Raw genomic sequence first — 16884 nt, forward strand, 5'->3', positions numbered from 1 at the left:
AGGGAGGAGTTTTTAAATTGGACAAAGGTTACAAGTTTAGACTGCAAAAGCTTCTTGATATTAGAAAAGATGTTGAAGATAAAAGCAAAATTAAATTTAAAGAAGCACAAAGACAAAAAAATTTAGTTGAAGATGAGCTAAATAATTTAAAGAATAATTATAAAATTTATAGAAATATAGATTCATATGAATCACTTGTTCAGCAGAAAATCAAACAAAATTATTTAAATGCTTTAAATCTCTCCATTGATGAAACTGCAGTAGCCTTAGAAGATAAAGAAGAGATACTAGAGCGAGAAAGACAAGAATTAAAACACTGCCAGGTTGAAAAGAAGACTGTTGAAATTTTAAAAGAAAGTCAGAAAAGTGCTTTTTTAAAAGAACAAAATTCAATAGAACAAAAGACTAATGATGAGTTTGCACTTTATGCTTTTATTAGAAATCACCGTTAGGAAGGGAGGTGAAAAAAATGAACGTAAATGGCAATGTAATGAATTCTGTTACATCTAAAAAATACAATGAATATCAGGATTTGAACCATCCGTGCGATAATAGTAAGTTAAGAGAAAATATAATGAATTTCGTAGATGTAGCTATTGATACATTAAAACAAAGTACTGAAAAGTTGTCAAAAGAGTTGGTAGATAACTATAAATCTACTGAGGAAGTATTGCAAATACTACAATCTTCGAATCTTATGATTAAAAGTGATTACAGAGTTACGGCTACTAAATATGGTGAAAATAAACTTAGTGAAATAGTTACTTTGCTACAAAACTTAAAGGAAAATAATGAGACTTCTCCTAAAATAGTCGATGTGCTGCAAAAACTAATTACTGAAGTTTCCGAGGTAAAAGGAGATTTAAGCTTATTAAAAGTTCCTAGTATCAAAACTGTTAGCTTAGATAATTCAGCTGTAGAAAAATTTCTTGGAAATTTGATTGGTGAAGATAAGGAAAAAATAAAAGTATCAAATGAAGTTAATGAAAATCCTACAATTGAAAACAGTACTTCGAAGGGTTTGAATAACATTTACGATAATAACAAGCTAAAAGATAAGATAATAAATTTTGTAGATGTGGCTATTGATGTACTGAAGCAAAGCACTGTGAAATCGCCAAAAGGGTTGGTAGGTGAAGATAAATCTATCGAGAAAGTTGCGCAAATACAACAGGTACTAAAATCTTTGAGCTCAATGTTTCAAAATACTTACGAAACTCCGGCGAATATACATCATGAAAGTAAACTTAATCTTATTAACTTAGAACAAATGGGCGAAGAACATTTAATAGGTGTAGAAAAATTAGCACCTGAAATAAAAAACATGTTGGAAAACAATCTTACTGAAATAGTCTCTTTGATAGAAAACTCAAAAGGAAATAACGAGGGTTATTCTCAAATAATTGATGTATTACAAAAACTAACTACTGAAGTTTCCGAGGTAAAGGGAGATCTAAGTTTGTTAAGAATGGTTAATGAAAAAACCACAGTGGAAGTAAATACTGCAAAGAATTTGAATAATGCCTACGATAATAACAAGCTAAAAGAGAAGATAATAAATTTTGTAGATGTGGCTATTGATGAATTAAAACAAAACACTGTGAAATCGTCAAAAGAATTGGTAGGCAAAGAAAAATTAGCACCGATGGAGAAGAATATATTAAAAAACAATCTTAGTGAAATAGCTACTTTGCTAGAAAACTCAAAAGGCAATAATGAGACTTCTCCTCAAATACTTGATGTGCTGCAAAAACTAATTGCTGAAGTTACTGAGGTATCGTCAAAAGAGTCGGTAGGTGAATATAAATCTATCGAAAAAGTGTCCAAAATACAGCAGGTACTAAAATCTTTGAGCTTAGTATTTCAAAGTGTAGACGCTACTAAAAATGGTAAAAATGAAGTTAATTCAATTAACTTAGAACAATTATTAGGAGTAAAGAAATTAACACCGCTAGCCGAAACTTTGCTGAAAAATAACCTTAGTGACATAGTGAACTTTAATGAAAAATCAAAAGGTAATAATGAGAAATTGCCAGAAGTACTTCATGTATTACAAAAACTAGCTACTGAAGGTGAAAGTTTAAAAGAAGATTCAAAATCATTAAAAGATAATGTAATTACAAAGCAAAGCATAAAGACTATATCCGGGATTGTTCCTATAAACAAATTGCAGAGTTCGGATAATACTGGGAAGGGCGATGAATTTTCGGAAAGTAAATCATCCGAGAAAAAATTCCTTGAAAATTTGATAGGTCAAGATAAGGAAGAAACTAAAATATCAAAGGTAGTTAATTTTATGAACCAATTCGAAAATGTAAAGAATGTAGATACAACTAAAGTACAAGTACCTAACATAACAATTAATAAAAATAATTTTGAAGTAGATGTAATTAAAACTATAAAATTTATGGAAATTAACAATATTAAGGATTTAATAGTAAAAATGAATCCTAAGGAGCTTGGAGAAATAACTATTAAGATTACTATGGAAAGTGGAATCATGAAGGCCAATATATCTGCTAAAAATAAGGAAACTTATAGTTTGCTAAATCAAAATGTTCAGGATATTAGTGATAGGTTAAAAAGTATGGATATTAAAATCCAGAGCTTAGATATAAATGTGTATGAGGATTCAACATTTTTTAGTAAAGACTCTAGTGAGAAAAATAACGATGGTAGGCAAAATAAAAGGTCAAAAGCTAATAAGGATTTAGAAGAAGATATTCCTATAACCAATAACTCTTCTATAGAAGAAAATCAGGTGAATAAATTTGTTTAACGATATTTCAGAAGGAAGATATGTCAAGATGCAAATAAGTATTTAAGGGGTGATAAAATGCCAACTGATGTGACAATACCGAGTTTAAATTCAGAAAAAATAGGTTTAGGTAGGGCAACTGATAGGGGAACTAAAATTGTAAAGAAAGGTCAAGAAATGGACCAAAATTCTTTTTTGAAAATACTTTCTGCAGAACTTACTAACCAGGACCCAACTAGTGCGAAGGATGGTACAGAATTTGTAGCTCAAATGGCACAATTTGCGTCACTAGAACAGATGTCCAATATAAATGGCAATATGACTTTTTCAGGCTCTACAGCTTTAGTGGGTAAGGTGGTGGCTTTTGATAGTTATGATGCAAAAGGAGTTCAACATGGGGGCACTGTTAAAGCAGTTTATAAAGATTCAGGTACAACATACATGTCAGTAAAATTAGTAGATGGTAGTATGAAAGATTTCCCGGCTGATACTTTATCAGATGTTATAGATATATCGGGTGCTACATCGGATTATTTAAATAACAACACAGCATTTTCTGCTGCTATAAATTTAATGAGTAAAAAAGTGGAAACAGTCGAATTAGACGATGGCAAAGTATATTCAGGAACTGTTAAAAGTGTGGCTAAAACTCTAAATGGAATTAATCTAACTATAACTTATGAAGAAGATGGTGTAGAAGTCACTAAGGATATAAACTATGATGACATTTCAAAAGTTGGGTAAAAGAGTAATTAAGATGGTAAGGTGATGTTCAAGATGTCTTATAGAGTGGTAAATGGTAAACTATATTCAACTAGTGACTTTACTGAATATTTAAATGTAGGTCCACAAAATGAAAAAGGTAAAGTTAATAAGGAAAGAACAAGTTATAGTAAGGATAAAAGTTTATTTAACAAAATTTTAGATAAACAAATTATAAAAGAACAAGGGTTCACCATATCAGCTCATGCAGCGCAAAGGCTTAATAGTCGTAACATTGATATTAAAGACGATGACATGAAAAAAATCAATGAGGGAATAAATATGGCGGACAGTAAGGGAGCCAAACAAGCTTTGTTATTATACAAGGATATGGCTTTGATTACAAGCATAAAAAATCGTACGGTAATCACCGCAATGGACAAAAATGAAAGTAAAGGAAAAGTAATAACCAATATAGACAGTGTAGTTATGATATAAGCCGGACCTTATTAGGGAGCTTAACTTTGTGGAATGACAGAAGCAAAGTGATAAAAAAATGGGGGTTTTATTATGTTAAGATCATTTGATGCTGGGGTAAGCGGATTGAAAGTAAATCAAGTGAAGTTGGATGTTTTAGGAAATAATATAGCGAATGTAGGAACTACAGCTTTTAAAAGCTCAAGAGTTAAATTTGAAGATATGGTAAGCCAAAGCATTGCTGGGCCTACAGCTCCTGGAGCAAGCCAAGGTGGTGTTAACTCAAAACAAATAGGCCTTGGAGTGCAAGTTTCAGGTATAGATACTATGGTAACGCAGGGAGCAATGCAGCCAACATCTAGAAAGCTAGATGTTGCTATTGACGGCGAGGGTTATTTAATGGTTGCTGGTGGAACAGTGCCTACTTCAAATGCTGGTGGTGTCAAGGTAGACCGAGCGAAACATACAGTGACTCCTCCTGGAGGAATGAAATTATCTTACACAAGAGATGGGGCATTAACTTTAGATGAAGCAGGCAATTTATTAAATTCAGACGGATTAAGGGTATTAGGCTATTCTGTTAGTGATAGTAAAAATGCAAGTTTAACTTATAGTGGTGGGCAGCCTATTTCAAAGTTTGTTGATGCAAATAGCACAAATTTAAAACCAAGTGCAACACTAATCCCTCTTGTTATACCAGATGAAATTGGAGGCTCAAGAATAGCATCTTATTCAATAGAAAAGGATGGCCAAATAAAAGCTACTTTAGAGGGCGGTAAAGTGGCAGTCATTGGTCAAATTGCGACAGCGTCGTTTAAGAATTCAGCTGGACTCTCCAAAATTGGTGGGAACTTATTTCAAAGCACATTAAACTCTGGAGAAGCAGTAGTAAAATCGGGTGTTGGAACTCCAGCCGCTACTGACAATAGCGTAGGATATGGAGAGATGCTTTCGGGAATGCTCGAAATGTCAAATGTTGATTTAGCTGAGCAGTTTACAGATATGATAATTGCTCAAAGGGCTTTTCAGGCATCGGGTAAGTCAATTACAACAGGGGATGAAATGTTACAGGAGTTAATAGGTCTAAAGAGATAATAAAACAGAAGGATTAAATAAAAAATTATATTGAAATAAATAAAAAAGTGGAGGTATTATTATGTTAAGATCATTTTATTCTGGGATAAGTGGTATGAAGGTAAATCAGGTAAAATTGGATGTTCTAGGAAACAATATAGCGAATGCAGGAACTACCGCTTTTAAAAGCTCGAGAGTTAGGTTTCAAGATATGGTAAGTCAAAGCATTTCTGGGTCTACAGCTCCTGGAGTGAACCAAGGTGGAGTTAATTCAAGACAAATAGGGCTTGGAGTACAAGTTTCTGGAATAGATACTATGATGGGTCAGGGAGCGATGCAACCAACATCTAGGAATCTAGATGTTGCTATGGATGGCGAAGGATATTTAATGGTAGCTAAAGGTGAAAAGCCCAAAGGATCAGCAACGACTACAACAGTTATAACTGCTACTGATGCAGCTGCAGCTCTAGCTATTAATAATGCTGCTACTGCTAAGGCGGCGGCTGACCCTGCTATTAATGCAGCATCTGTTGCTGCCGCTACTGCTAAAGCTGCTATTATTACCCTTGCTACGGCTAAAGCTGTTGCCGCTTCGGCAGCTACTGCATTAATTTCTGCGAATACTGCAAAAAGTACTACGGCTGACAAAGCAGCAGCAGCAGTGATTGCTGCAGATGAGGCGGCTAAAGCTGTTAATAATGCGGCAAAAATTGCAGCTGATGCGATGAAGATTGCTGATGCTAGTGCAAAAATTGCAACTGATGCGACTACTATTGCGACGGCAGCGGCAAAAACTGCAGCTGATTCGAAGACTGCTGCGGCTAAAGCTGTGACTAATGCAGAAAAAGCTGCTGCTGATTTGAGAGAGACTAATAAGGCTTTAGCTGATGCTAGGGATATTCAATCTGAAAACCCAAGTGCTACGAATGAGGCTCTTGTTAATGCTGCAAAAGCTGCTGATGACGCTGCTGGTTTGATTGATGAAAAGGCTAAGGCTGAAGTTACGTCCACAAGTCAAACTGAAATTCTCGATTTTATTGAATCTATTAGAACGAATACTGATGCTAAGCTTAAAACTGCTACTGCTACTGCCGATGCTGTTAAAAAGACTGATACTGACGCTGCGAAGACTGCGGCGGATGTTGTTAAGACAGCTGCTGATATTGCAAATACTGCGGCGGATGGTGCTAAAACAAAAGCCGCAGATGAGTCAGCAGCTGCTGACTTAGCTGATAAAGTAGCAAAAGAAGCTGTGACTGAGGCAATTACAGCTAAGGATATTGCTGATACTGCTAAAACTAATACTGCAGCAGCGGCTGCACCTTTTGAAGCAGCGTTAAGAACAGCTGATGCAACAGCTGTAAGAGCAATAGCTGCAGCTAAAGCTGCAACTGTACCTTTAAATACAAATACAAAAGGTGTAGATTTAAACAATGATTATTCTGTAAGTAACAATACTAACGGGGTTAGTGTAGCTTACACAAGAGATGGTGCGTTAACTTTGGATAAGAGCGGTAACTTATTAAATTCCGATGGATTAAGAGTATTAGGCTATGCGGTAAATGATGGCAAAAATGCAAGTATAGATTATGATAATAATGGTAATCCCTTGATGAAATTTGTTGATGCAAACGGCTCAAGCTTAAATACAGAACGAAAACTAGTTCCTCTTGTTATACCAAATGAAATTCAAGTTACGCTTCCAGCAGCTAGGGTTGTTAATCCAGATGGTACTATTACTTATACTGAGGCGTCAACAACAATTTCAAAAATCGATACTTTTTCAATTGAGAAGGATGGATCAATTACAGCTGTTTTAGAGGGTGGTAAAGTAGCGATTCTTGGGCAAATTGCAACATCGACATTTAAGAATCCAGCTGGTTTAACAAAAGTTGGAGGCAATTTATATGAAAATTCATCAAACGCTGGAGATGCAGTAGTAAGGACAGGAACTGGTGCCGTTACTGACAATAGCGAAGGATACGGGAATATGCTTCAAGGAATGCTCGAAATGTCAAATGTTGATTTATCGGAGCAGTTTACAGACATGATAATTGCTCAAAGGGCCTTCCAGGCCTCTGGTAAGTCAATTACCACAGGAGATGAAATATTACAGGAGTTAATAAATCTAAAGAGATAGTATAGAAATAAAATTTGTAATAAGTCTCAAATACTATAGTATTTGAGACTTACCAAATTTTTTAAGTTTATAATCCATAATATACCATAGGAGGTTGTATGATAAAACTTACAGGCTTAAATAAACAAGAAATTATCTTAAACGCTGAAATTATTGAAAAAATTGAAAAAGTACCAGAAACCTTAATAACTTTAATAAATGGTAAGCGGTACCTTGTGCTAGAGAGTACAGAGGTGGTAATTGATCAAATACTAAAGTATAAAAGGAAGATATTTACTGGACAGTTTTAGGAGGCAATGGCATGAAGAAACATGATAGTTTAACAAGTATTGGAATCGTAATAGGAATTGTGTTGATTGTATGGGGTATGTCAGCTGGTGGAACTAATTTAAAAGTATTTTATGATTTTGCTTCAGTCCTAATAACAATAGGGGGATCCTTTGCGGCACTACTCATAGCTTATCCTATTTCAGCAATGAAGAAAGTAATAACGGTTATTGTACAATCTTTTAAAGAAAGTACAATGTCTAGTACAGAGATTATTAATAGCTTTACAAATTTATCTAAAAAAGCAAGAAGAGAAGGACTTTTATCTCTTGAAGATGAAATGACACAATTAACAAATGAATTTTTAAAAAAAGGACTTCAAATGGTAGTTGATGGTCTTGAACCTGAAACAATAAAGGAAATTATGGAACTAGAAATAGGGGAAATGGAAAGACGTCATACTGATGGTGCAAATATGTTAAAAGCTTGGGCTGCATATGCACCGGCATTTGGTATGATTGGTACCCTTATAGGGCTTATTCAAATGCTTGCAAATTTAAGTGACTCATCAGCATTAGCATCTGGGATGGGAAAAGCATTAATAACTACATTTTATGGTGCATTACTCGCAAACTTAATATTAATTCCTATGGCACAAAATTTAAATTATAAATCTAGCATAGAAATAAATAATAGAGAAATGATGCTTGAGGGAATACTTTCGATTCAATCTGGAGTAAATCCAAGAATTGTTGAAGAAAAATTAACTTCTTATTTATCACCAGATGATAGAGCTAAATTTATTAAATATCAAGACAAAGAGGCTGGGGTGAAGGATAATGTCTAGAAAAAAAAGTGGTGGCGAGGAGATGCGAACAGATGCTTGGATTGCTACTTTTTCAGATACAATGACACTTCTTCTAACGTTCTTCGTCTTATTATATTCATTTTCAACGGTGGATGCTGCAAAGTTTAAACAAATTGCGTCTTCCCTTCAATCAGTACTCACAGGTGAAACAGGAAAAAGTATATTAGATTTTAATGTAAAAAATGGAGAAGTCCCATTAGTTGGTGAACCAGTGCCAACTACAACACCTAGTAATGATACAGAAGATATTTATAAAAAGGTTGAAAGTTTAATAAAAGAGAAAAAACTAGAGGACACTGTATCAATAAAATCGGACAGTAGAGGAGTTATAATTCAACTTAGGGAAAACATCATATTTGAAAGTGGAAAAGCAGAAATTATAGAAAAGATAAAACCAGTACTAAATTCAATAAATGCTCTACTATCTACGCTACCCAATGATATAGTAATAGAGGGGCATACAGATAATATACCAATTAGTAATTATGAATACAAAAACAATTGGCAATTATCCTCTGCTAGAGCGTTGAATGTACTTGAATATTTTGTGTCTATTAAGGGCCAATCTCATGCAAACCAATTTAGATCTGTTGCCTATGCTGAATACCAGCCTAGTGTACCAAATAATAGCGATGTGAACAGAGCCTTAAATAGAAGAGTAAATATTTTAATTGTTGCAAATAAAAAGGAGGACAGTAAAAAATGAGCGATAACCCTAAAAAAGGAAATACTTTTAAAATTGTCATTATACTTTTGCTATTATTAGTTTTAGTTGGAGGGGCTGCATTTGGAACCATGTATTTTATGGGTAAAGAAAGTACAAGCGCTACGGATAGGTCAGCTAAAGCTAAGGAAATTAATGAGATCACTTATCCCTTAGAGGAATTCTTAGTAAATCTAATGGATGAGGATGGAAAGCGGTATCTAAAGGTAAAGGTTGTTATTGGGTATGAAGAGAATAAGGATTTAACTGCAGAACTAGAAATAAAAAAGCCCGTTATTAGGGATATAGTAAATACGACTTTGAGAGCAAAAAAAAGTACAGATTTTAGTGCTAAAGGTCTTGATGATATAAAGGCTCAGCTAATTGCTAACATAAATCCAATTTTAACTAAAGGGAAAATTTCTCATATATATTTTAATGATATATTAGTACAGTAGGTGATAAAATAATGGATGTAGAATTTTGGATGTTAATTTTAAAAATTATAGTATTTTTACCTGTGATATTACTTCTATTATATGCATCATTAAAATATGGTGGTAATAAACTTCAAAAATTGCAAGATGGTAGATATATGAAAGTGTTAGACAGGGTTGCGCTGTCTAAGGAAAATAGCATTATAGTTGTGAAAATAGGTGAAAAAGCATATGCGGTATCTTCTAGTTCAAAGGGAATTAATATTTTATTTGAATTACCTGGGAAAGAAATTATTGCCATCGAGAATAGTAAAGAAGTACCACAATATGAAGAAATAAAGGAATTATTTAAAAAACATATTATAAAAAAGGGTGTTAAAGATGAAAAGAAAAAATAAAAACTTGTTTATTTTTGCTTTGGTTATGGCAATAATGTGGATTTTTACATTGAAAACTGTAAATGCAGCGCCGCTTCCAATACCTAAAATTAATATTTCAGTTGATAATGCAAATACGCCAACTGAATATGTTGACAATATTAAACTATTAATGCTTCTTACAGTACTTACTCTGATGCCTTCGATTATTATAATGACTACTAGTTTTGTAAGAATTATTATAGTGCTATCCCTATTTAAAAGTGCTATTGGAATTCAGCAGGCAATACCAAAAGAGGTCATAATTGGACTAGCACTATTTTTAACGTTTTTTACTATGGCGCCAACATTTCAAAAGATTAATAGCGATGCTTTAACTCCTTATTTGAATAATAAAATAACTCAACAGGTTGCACTTGATAAGGGGGCGAAGCCCATGAGAGATTTTATGTTAAAACAGACAAGATCCAAGGACTTAAAACTCTTTTTAGAAGTAGGAAAATTAGAAGACACAGTTAAAAATGAAATTGATGCAAAAGGTAATGTAGTAATGAAAGATGGAAAACCAAAACTCACTTATGATAAAGTGCCCCTATATGCAGTTGTACCTTCTTTTATAATTAGTGAACTAAGGCGAGCCTTTGAAATGGGATTTTTGTTATTTATACCTTTTATTATAATAGATATTGTTACGGGTAGTATTCTTATGGCTATGGGAATGATGATGCTGCCACCAGTTATGATTTCTTTACCATTTAAATTATTGCTATTCATTATGGTTGATGGATGGAATTTATTGGTAAAATCGTTGATTATGAGTTTTAGTTGAGGTGAATTAAATGACCGAGAATATTGTGTTAACTGTAATAAAAGATGCTATTCAAACTGCAATAATGGTATCTGCTCCAATTCTACTTACAGCCACTGTAGTAGGGCTAATTATAAGTATATTTCAAGCCACTACTCAAATTCAGGAGCAAACATTAACCTTTGTGCCAAAGCTGCTGGCAGTAGCAGTAATGGGATTACTAATGGGTAGTTGGATGCTTCATACAATAGTTAGTTTTACAACTAGAATTTTTGAACTTATTGCTAATATGGGAGGTTAGGTGGAGTAATATTGATTAGTACAGCTTATTATTTAGGATTTATAATGGTGCTACTGCGAATATCAGCATTCTTTATGGGTATACCTGTTTTCTTTCCTAAGTCTACTCCCGCAATGGCAAAAGTTGGATTTTGCGTTGTTTTCACTTTTCTAATTTTACCTGGTGTTAATTATGAAAATGTAAATTTGATTAATAATAACACTGCGCTAGTAATGTTTATTATGGCGGAGGTTATCACGGGTTTAACACTCGGGTACATGACAAAGTTTTGTTTCTTCTCAGCACAGATGGCTGGGCAGCTTATGGATTTTCAAGTTGGGTTTTCTATGATGAGCATGTTTGATCCTATATCTAATGAGAACGTTACTTTGCTTGGGCGTTTACTTTACTGGATAAGTATGGTGATGTTTTTTGTGGTAGATGGCCATCATATGTTAATAAGGGCTATTATCGATTCTTTCAACGTTATTAATATTGGAAAGTTTATACTTAATCAGCAATCAGCTATGATGATGGTGAAAATTTTTATAGAATTTTTCACACTTGGAGTAAAAATAGCAATTCCAATTATTTTAATAATCATTATAACCGATTTAAGTATGGGACTCGTATCAAGAACAGTACCACAATTAAATGTAATGATTTTAGGTATGCCAATAAAAATAATAGTAGGACTCAGTTGCTTTATTTTAGTGCTGCCAGCTGCTATTAAGTTAATAGTAAATTCTTTTTACACTATTTCAGATATAATTAAAGCTTTTTACAGAGTATTACCCATGCTTATTATCATATCTGCAGATAGTGGTGAAAAAACTGAAGAAGCTACTCCTAAAAAGAAAAGTGACTCAAAGAAAAAGGGTCAAGTAGCAAAGAGTAAGGAATTATCTTCTACCTTTACGCTTTTCACATCAACACTTTTGATGATTATGTTCGGTGCGTATACCCTTGGCAATTTAAAAGGAATATTAAGTCTTTTCTTAGGAAATTATTTAACACTTAATGTTACGGAGTATACTTTTAAAACTGTACTTCTTGTTTCTATAATTAGATTCGGCCTTGTGATTTTACCAATTATGGTGCCTATTATGATAATGGGAGTGGTTGCAAGCTTAATGCAATCTGGGTTTATATTTACAAGTGAACCACTTAAACCTGATTTAAAAAAACTAAGTCCTATAAGTGGATTTAAGAAAATCTTTTCTACAAGATCCTTAATGGATTTAGTGAAAAACTTAGCTATAGTCACAACTATTGGAGTTGTAGCATATAATTTTGTTGAAAGTAATTATATGGATATAATGAACTACGGAAGTCTTAAAATAGAAGCTGTTTTAGTTGCTTTTGGAAAGTTAGTAGTATCTATATTTTTCAAAATTAGTATAATTATGCTTATAATATCTATAATTGATTTCGCATATCAGAAATACAAGCATAATAAAGAGTTAAAAATGAGTATGCAAGAGGTTAAAGAAGAATATAAACAACAAGAAGGAGACCCACAGATTAAATCGAAAATTAGGCAAAAGCAAAGAGAAATGGCATCTAGTAGAATGATGCAAGAAGTACCTGATGCTACTGTGGTCATTACAAATCCAACTCATATAGCCATTGCTATTAAATATGAGCAAGGTGGTGAAGGGGCCCCTATAGTTGTAGCTATTGGTGTGGATAATGTAGCTATAAAAATAAAAGAAATTGCAAGTGAAAATGATATTCCAATTATTGAAAATAAACCTTTAGCAAGGTTAATATATAAGGAATTAGATTTGGGCTCAGAAATTCCAGCGGATATGTATCAAGCTGTAGCAGAAATATTAGCGTTGGTATTTAAACTGAAGAAAAAAAGTAAAGGATGATATGTGTGGCTGAAAGAGCAAAATATAGCATAAAAAATAATTTGGATGTTTTAGTTGCTTTGGGAGTAATAGGAATAGTTTTAATGATAATTATTCCATTACCACCAAAGCTTCTCGATGTAATAATTGCACTTAATATTACAATAGCAGTTGTAATTTTGCTATTAACAATGTTTACAACAGAAGTGTTGCAATTTTCAGTTTTTCCAACGCTACTCTTAATTACAACCCTTTTAAGATTAGGGCTAAATATTTCATCTACCAGACTAATATTAACAGAGGCTTATGCAGGAGATATAATTGAAGCCTTTGGTGAATTTGTTGTTGGAGGTAATTATGTAGTTGGAATAATTATTTTCTTAATAATAATTATTATACAGTTTGTAGTTATTACAGCAGGTGCGGGTAGAGTATCTGAGGTGTCTGCTAGATTTACACTAGACGCTATGCCAGGTAAACAAATGAGTATTGATGCTGATTTGAATGCAGGTGTCATAACAGAGGACCAGGCAAGAGAAAGAAGAACAAAATTGCAGGATGAAGCTAGTTTTTATGGAGCTATGGATGGAGCTTCCAAATTCGTAAAGGGAGATGCAATAGCCGGTATAATTGTTACCATAATTAATATTTTTGGTGGAATAATTATAGGTGTTGTGATGCTTAAAATGCCAATTGCACAAGCGGCAACCACTTATATTAGGCTTACGGTTGGTGATGGTCTTGTGGGTCAGATTCCGGCGCTTTTAATATCAACAGCTTCTGGTATTTTGGTTACTAGGTCTGGTAGCAATAAAAATTTAGGAACTCAAGTAACATCTCAGCTTACTGCATTTCCAAAGGTTATTGCTCTAGCATCAGTGGTGTTATTAGTTTTGGCTGCAATTCCAGGCATGCCTCATCTTGTTTTCATTATACTATCGGTGGCTACAGCAACAAGTGCTTATTATTTACATAAAGACGAAAAAGATCAAAATATTATGAAAACAGAAAGCATCGAGCAAGAGAATTATGAAACTGAAAATAGAGAACCAGAAAATGTAATGAATCTGATATCTGTAGAGCCTATGGAAATAGAAATAGGATATGGACTAATACCACTGGCAGATGAAGCCTCTGGAGGAGATTTATTACAAAGAATTGCCTCAGTAAGAAGGCAGTGTGCAATAGAGATGGGAATTGTTGTTCAGCCAATTAGAATTAAAGATAATTTGCAACTTAAAACAAATGAATATGTGGTTAAGATTCGAGGAACTGTAATAATTCGCGGCGAGTTAATGCCAAGTATGCTCCTTTGCATTGACCCAAATTCTGAAGATATTACGATTCAAGGCATTAACACTATTGAACCAACATTTGGACTTCCTGCTGTGTGGATAAATAATGACCAAAGAGAAGATGCTGAAATCAAGGGATTCACAGTGGTAGATCCAACTACTGTGATGGTAACTCATTTAACAGAAACTATTAAGAGTCATGCTTTTGAACTTCTAGGTAGGCAGGAAACAAAACTATTAATTGATTCGGTAAAAGAAAAATATAATACTGTAGTTGAGGAATTGTTGCCAGATCTTATGACTATTGGTGAAGTACAAAAAGTTCTTCAAAGTTTATTAAAAGAAAAGGTAGCTATAAAGGATATGGTTACAATTTTAGAGTCTTTAGCGGATAATTCTAGAATAACTAAGGATATAGAAGTATTAACAGAATATGTTCGTTTTTCACTGGGAAGAAGTATTTGTAATGGATTGGTTGATGAGAATGGGTGTATAACAATTATAACGCTTTCGCCTGAAGTTGAGAATATTGTTTCTAGCAACATTCAAAAATCTATACAGGGTTCTTTTCCAGCTGTAGATCCAGATACTACAGGTAAAATATTAAATTCAATTAAAAGGAATATTAGCACAATTTATTTTCACAATAACCAACCAGTAATATTAGTATCCCCTAAAATAAGACCAGCTTTTAGACGATTAATTGAAATGGTATTCCCTAGCGTCTGCGTGCTTTCTCTTAATGAAATACCAAATGAAGTTGAGATTAAAACTGAAGGAGTCGTGACGCTAGAATGATTATAAAACGATACATAGTTAATAACATGAACGAAGCTATGACGAGAATAAGATATGAACTAGGCAGTGATGCTGTAATTATAAGTCAAAGAAAAATTAGAAAGCCAGGAATGAAAGGGTTATTTTCCACAAAGAGCATAGAGGTAACGGCTGCGGTTGAAAATGAAATAAATGAACAAGGTAGAAATGTTGTAAAGGGCATGGAAGCAATTAAAAAAGTTGTGCAGCAGGAAAAGGCAATTAAAGATTATCCTATGGAGGCTCAAAAGCCAAAAAAGGTAGTACATAAACCTTTAGAATATGCACTGGAAAAAAGCGACGCTCAGAGTGATAATTACTCAAAAGACTTAATGAGTGAAATGATGAAGATGAAAACTATGATTAGTGATCTCGCAAGTGGTACGAGCCAAGGGTCTAATAATAAAAGTGATATAGAAAAAATATTAGAGGACAATGATGTAGATAGTGAAATTATTGAAAATATAATGATGAAAGTTAAAAACATTAAATTGGAAGATAGCGAATATGAGAAATTGAAAATGGTATTAAAACAAATGATTAATGTTACTAAACCAAAATTAGAAGGTAGAATAGTGCTGGTAGGGCCTACAGGTGTAGGTAAAACTACAACCATAGCGAAACTTGCAGGAAAGCTAGCTTTAATTCAGAAAAAAAAAGTAGGATTAATTACTGTAGATACTTACAGAATTGGAGCTGTAGAGCAGCTAAAAACTTATGCTGACATTATGAATATACCTTTTAAAGTAGTATATAATATGGATGACATGGACAAGGCTATAGAAAGTATGAGTGAATGTGATGTGGTATTGATTGATACTACAGGCCGAAGTAGTAAAAACAAAATGCAAATCTCTGAACTCCGAACATTTGTGGATAAGGCTGATACAAAAAATATTCATTTAGTGATAAGTTCTACAACGAAGAATAAAGATATTAAACATATTATTGAAGGATATGAGATTTTGCATTATAATAGTATAATAGTCACTAAATTAGATGAAACTTCCACATATGGGCCTATACTTAATATATTAGAAATTGCAAAAATACCTTTAAGTTTTGTATCAACTGGTCAAAATGTACCTGATGATATTAAGGAGTTATCCCCTGAGAAACTTGTTAGTTTTATATTAGGAGAGGATACTGTATGTTAGATCAAGCGCAAAGATTGAGACAAATGGCAGTTGGAAATGATGAGGGTGACCATAGAATTCCTAGAATTATAACTGTTACTTCTGGTAAAGGAGGAGTAGGTAAAAGCAATATAGTAGTGAATTTATCTATAGCACTTCAAAAGATGGGAAAGAAAGTTATGATTTTTGATGCAGATATAGGGATGGGAAATGATGATATTATAATGGGATGCTTGTCTAGACACAACGTATTTGATGTTATAAATAAAGGTAAAGAAATTGAGGAGATCGTTATAAGTGGACCTTTTGGGGTGAAACTTCTTCCGGGTGGATCAGCCCTTACAAAAGTTGAGGATTTGACGCAATCTCAAAGAAATATGTTTTTAAACAAGCTTACAGCTTTAAAAGGACTTGATTATATAATAATGGACACAGGTGCAGGTGTAAGTAAAAGTGTTTTGGGATTTATTGCTTGCTGTGAGGATTTAGTAATAGTAACAACACCAGAACCCACTTCACTTACAGATGCATATAGTCTATTAAAGGCTGTTAATCATTTTAATATTAAGAATTTTGCAAAAGTTATAGTAAATAGATCGATTGATAATAATGAAGCTTATAATACTTTTAATAAATTTAATAATGCTGTTACTAAATTTATTGGTATAAAACTAGAATATTTAGGTAATATTTGTGAAGATAAGAAATTAACTTATGCAGTAAGAGCGCAACAACCTGTGATAATAAGTTATCCAAATTCTAAGGCAGCTCAGGATATAAATAATATTGCAAGTAAAATTGAAGGCATGACGGAAAAGTCTGGTGGTATGGGGATAGAAGGATTATTTAAGAAAATTTTCAGCGTTTTTTCATAAGGAGATGTGGGAGTG

Annotated in this window: 17 protein-coding genes; all 17 read left to right on the forward strand. The window is 33.3% G+C overall.

The genetic code is table 11. From position 1 onward, the window contains the following. Positions 1-17: 17 nt before the first annotated feature. The 17 genes from fliJ to ACWJJT_RS00635 all read left to right on the forward strand — a co-directional run bounded on the left by fliJ (position 18) and on the right by ACWJJT_RS00635 (position 16869). A complete protein-coding gene (gene fliJ / locus ACWJJT_RS00555) occupies positions 18-452 on the forward strand; it encodes a flagellar export protein FliJ (RefSeq protein WP_462955645.1) in 435 nt (144 codons plus the stop codon). Between the two features lie 17 nt (positions 453-469). Next, entirely contained in the window at positions 470-2779 is a 2310-nt protein-coding gene (locus ACWJJT_RS00560; RefSeq protein WP_462955646.1) for a flagellar hook-length control protein FliK, read from the forward strand. Positions 2780-2836: 57 nt separating this feature from the next. Further along, a complete protein-coding gene (locus tag ACWJJT_RS00565) occupies positions 2837-3502 on the forward strand; it encodes a flagellar hook capping FlgD N-terminal domain-containing protein (RefSeq protein ID WP_462955647.1) in 666 nt (221 codons plus the stop codon). Between the two features lie 33 nt (positions 3503-3535). Then, positions 3536-3958 (forward strand): TIGR02530 family flagellar biosynthesis protein, encoded by a 423-nt coding sequence (locus ACWJJT_RS00570; protein ID WP_462955648.1) that lies wholly within the window; start codon positions 3536-3538, stop codon positions 3956-3958. 72 nt (positions 3959-4030) lie between these two features. Next, positions 4031-5032 (forward strand): flagellar hook-basal body complex protein, encoded by a 1002-nt coding sequence (locus ACWJJT_RS00575; protein WP_462955649.1) that lies wholly within the window; start codon positions 4031-4033, stop codon positions 5030-5032. A gap of 61 nt (positions 5033-5093) precedes the next feature. Beyond that, a complete protein-coding gene (locus tag ACWJJT_RS00580; protein ID WP_462955650.1) occupies positions 5094-7151 on the forward strand; it encodes a flagellar hook-basal body complex protein in 2058 nt (685 codons plus the stop codon). A gap of 98 nt (positions 7152-7249) precedes the next feature. Next, positions 7250-7441, forward strand: a complete 192-nt coding sequence (locus ACWJJT_RS00585) for a flagellar FlbD family protein (RefSeq protein WP_462955651.1) — start codon at positions 7250-7252, stop codon at positions 7439-7441. Positions 7442-7452: 11 nt separating this feature from the next. Continuing rightward, positions 7453-8265 (forward strand): motility protein A, encoded by an 813-nt coding sequence (locus ACWJJT_RS00590; protein ID WP_462955652.1) that lies wholly within the window; start codon positions 7453-7455, stop codon positions 8263-8265. Continuing rightward, positions 8258-8992: a flagellar motor protein MotB gene (locus ACWJJT_RS00595; RefSeq protein WP_462955653.1), complete on the forward strand. Its 735-nt coding sequence runs from the start codon at positions 8258-8260 to the stop codon at positions 8990-8992. Before ACWJJT_RS00590 ends, ACWJJT_RS00595 begins: the two co-directional genes overlap by 8 nt. Next, positions 8989-9447 (forward strand): flagellar basal body-associated FliL family protein, encoded by a 459-nt coding sequence (locus ACWJJT_RS00600; RefSeq protein ID WP_462955654.1) that lies wholly within the window; start codon positions 8989-8991, stop codon positions 9445-9447. The genes ACWJJT_RS00595 and ACWJJT_RS00600 overlap by 4 nt, the downstream gene beginning before the upstream one ends. Before the next feature lie 11 nt (positions 9448-9458). Beyond that, complete coding sequence (fliO, locus tag ACWJJT_RS00605; protein WP_462955655.1) at positions 9459-9824, forward strand: flagellar biosynthetic protein FliO; 366 nt, start codon at positions 9459-9461, stop codon at positions 9822-9824. Beyond that, a complete protein-coding gene (fliP, locus tag ACWJJT_RS00610) occupies positions 9808-10632 on the forward strand; it encodes a flagellar type III secretion system pore protein FliP (protein WP_462955656.1) in 825 nt (274 codons plus the stop codon). The genes fliO and fliP overlap by 17 nt, the downstream gene beginning before the upstream one ends. A gap of 10 nt (positions 10633-10642) precedes the next feature. Beyond that, complete coding sequence (gene fliQ, locus ACWJJT_RS00615; protein ID WP_462955657.1) at positions 10643-10912, forward strand: flagellar biosynthesis protein FliQ; 270 nt, start codon at positions 10643-10645, stop codon at positions 10910-10912. A gap of 11 nt (positions 10913-10923) precedes the next feature. After that, a complete protein-coding gene (locus tag ACWJJT_RS00620; protein ID WP_462955658.1) occupies positions 10924-12768 on the forward strand; it encodes a fused FliR family export protein/FlhB family type III secretion system protein in 1845 nt (614 codons plus the stop codon). Positions 12769-12773: 5 nt separating this feature from the next. Further along, entirely contained in the window at positions 12774-14840 is a 2067-nt protein-coding gene (gene flhA / locus ACWJJT_RS00625) for a flagellar biosynthesis protein FlhA (RefSeq protein WP_462955659.1), read from the forward strand. Next, on the forward strand, positions 14837-16015 hold the full coding sequence (gene flhF / locus ACWJJT_RS00630; RefSeq protein WP_462955660.1) for a flagellar biosynthesis protein FlhF: 1179 nt from the start codon (positions 14837-14839) through the stop codon (positions 16013-16015). Before flhA ends, flhF begins: the two co-directional genes overlap by 4 nt. After that, positions 16009-16869 carry a MinD/ParA family protein gene (locus tag ACWJJT_RS00635; protein WP_462955661.1) on the forward strand — a complete coding sequence of 287 codons (861 nt, stop codon included), beginning with the start codon at positions 16009-16011 and terminating at the stop codon, positions 16867-16869. The genes flhF and ACWJJT_RS00635 overlap by 7 nt, the downstream gene beginning before the upstream one ends. Positions 16870-16884: the final 15 nt, after the last annotated feature.

This window comes from Clostridium sp. CM041, assembly GCF_055081035.1.

Excerpts from the sequence above, each read along its gene's own strand:
- ACWJJT_RS00565 (WP_462955647.1), top strand. The coding sequence starts at position 2,837 with ATGCCAACTGATGTGACAATACCGAGTTTAAATTCAGAAAAAATAGGT.
- ACWJJT_RS00585 (WP_462955651.1), top strand. The coding sequence starts at position 7,250 with ATGATAAAACTTACAGGCTTAAATAAACAAGAAATTATCTTAAACGCT.
- ACWJJT_RS00570 (WP_462955648.1), top strand. The coding sequence starts at position 3,536 with ATGTCTTATAGAGTGGTAAATGGTAAACTATATTCAACTAGTGACTTT.
- fliP (WP_462955656.1), top strand. The coding sequence starts at position 9,808 with ATGAAAAGAAAAAATAAAAACTTGTTTATTTTTGCTTTGGTTATGGCA.
- fliQ (WP_462955657.1), top strand. The coding sequence starts at position 10,643 with ATGACCGAGAATATTGTGTTAACTGTAATAAAAGATGCTATTCAAACT.
- fliO (WP_462955655.1), top strand. The coding sequence starts at position 9,459 with ATGGATGTAGAATTTTGGATGTTAATTTTAAAAATTATAGTATTTTTA.
- ACWJJT_RS00580 (WP_462955650.1), top strand. The coding sequence starts at position 5,094 with ATGTTAAGATCATTTTATTCTGGGATAAGTGGTATGAAGGTAAATCAG.
- ACWJJT_RS00575 (WP_462955649.1), top strand. The coding sequence starts at position 4,031 with ATGTTAAGATCATTTGATGCTGGGGTAAGCGGATTGAAAGTAAATCAA.
- ACWJJT_RS00600 (WP_462955654.1), top strand. The coding sequence starts at position 8,989 with ATGAGCGATAACCCTAAAAAAGGAAATACTTTTAAAATTGTCATTATA.
- ACWJJT_RS00595 (WP_462955653.1), top strand. The coding sequence starts at position 8,258 with ATGTCTAGAAAAAAAAGTGGTGGCGAGGAGATGCGAACAGATGCTTGG.
- ACWJJT_RS00560 (WP_462955646.1), top strand. The coding sequence starts at position 470 with ATGAACGTAAATGGCAATGTAATGAATTCTGTTACATCTAAAAAATAC.
- ACWJJT_RS00635 (WP_462955661.1), top strand. The coding sequence starts at position 16,009 with ATGTTAGATCAAGCGCAAAGATTGAGACAAATGGCAGTTGGAAATGAT.
- flhF (WP_462955660.1), top strand. The coding sequence starts at position 14,837 with ATGATTATAAAACGATACATAGTTAATAACATGAACGAAGCTATGACG.
- ACWJJT_RS00590 (WP_462955652.1), top strand. The coding sequence starts at position 7,453 with ATGAAGAAACATGATAGTTTAACAAGTATTGGAATCGTAATAGGAATT.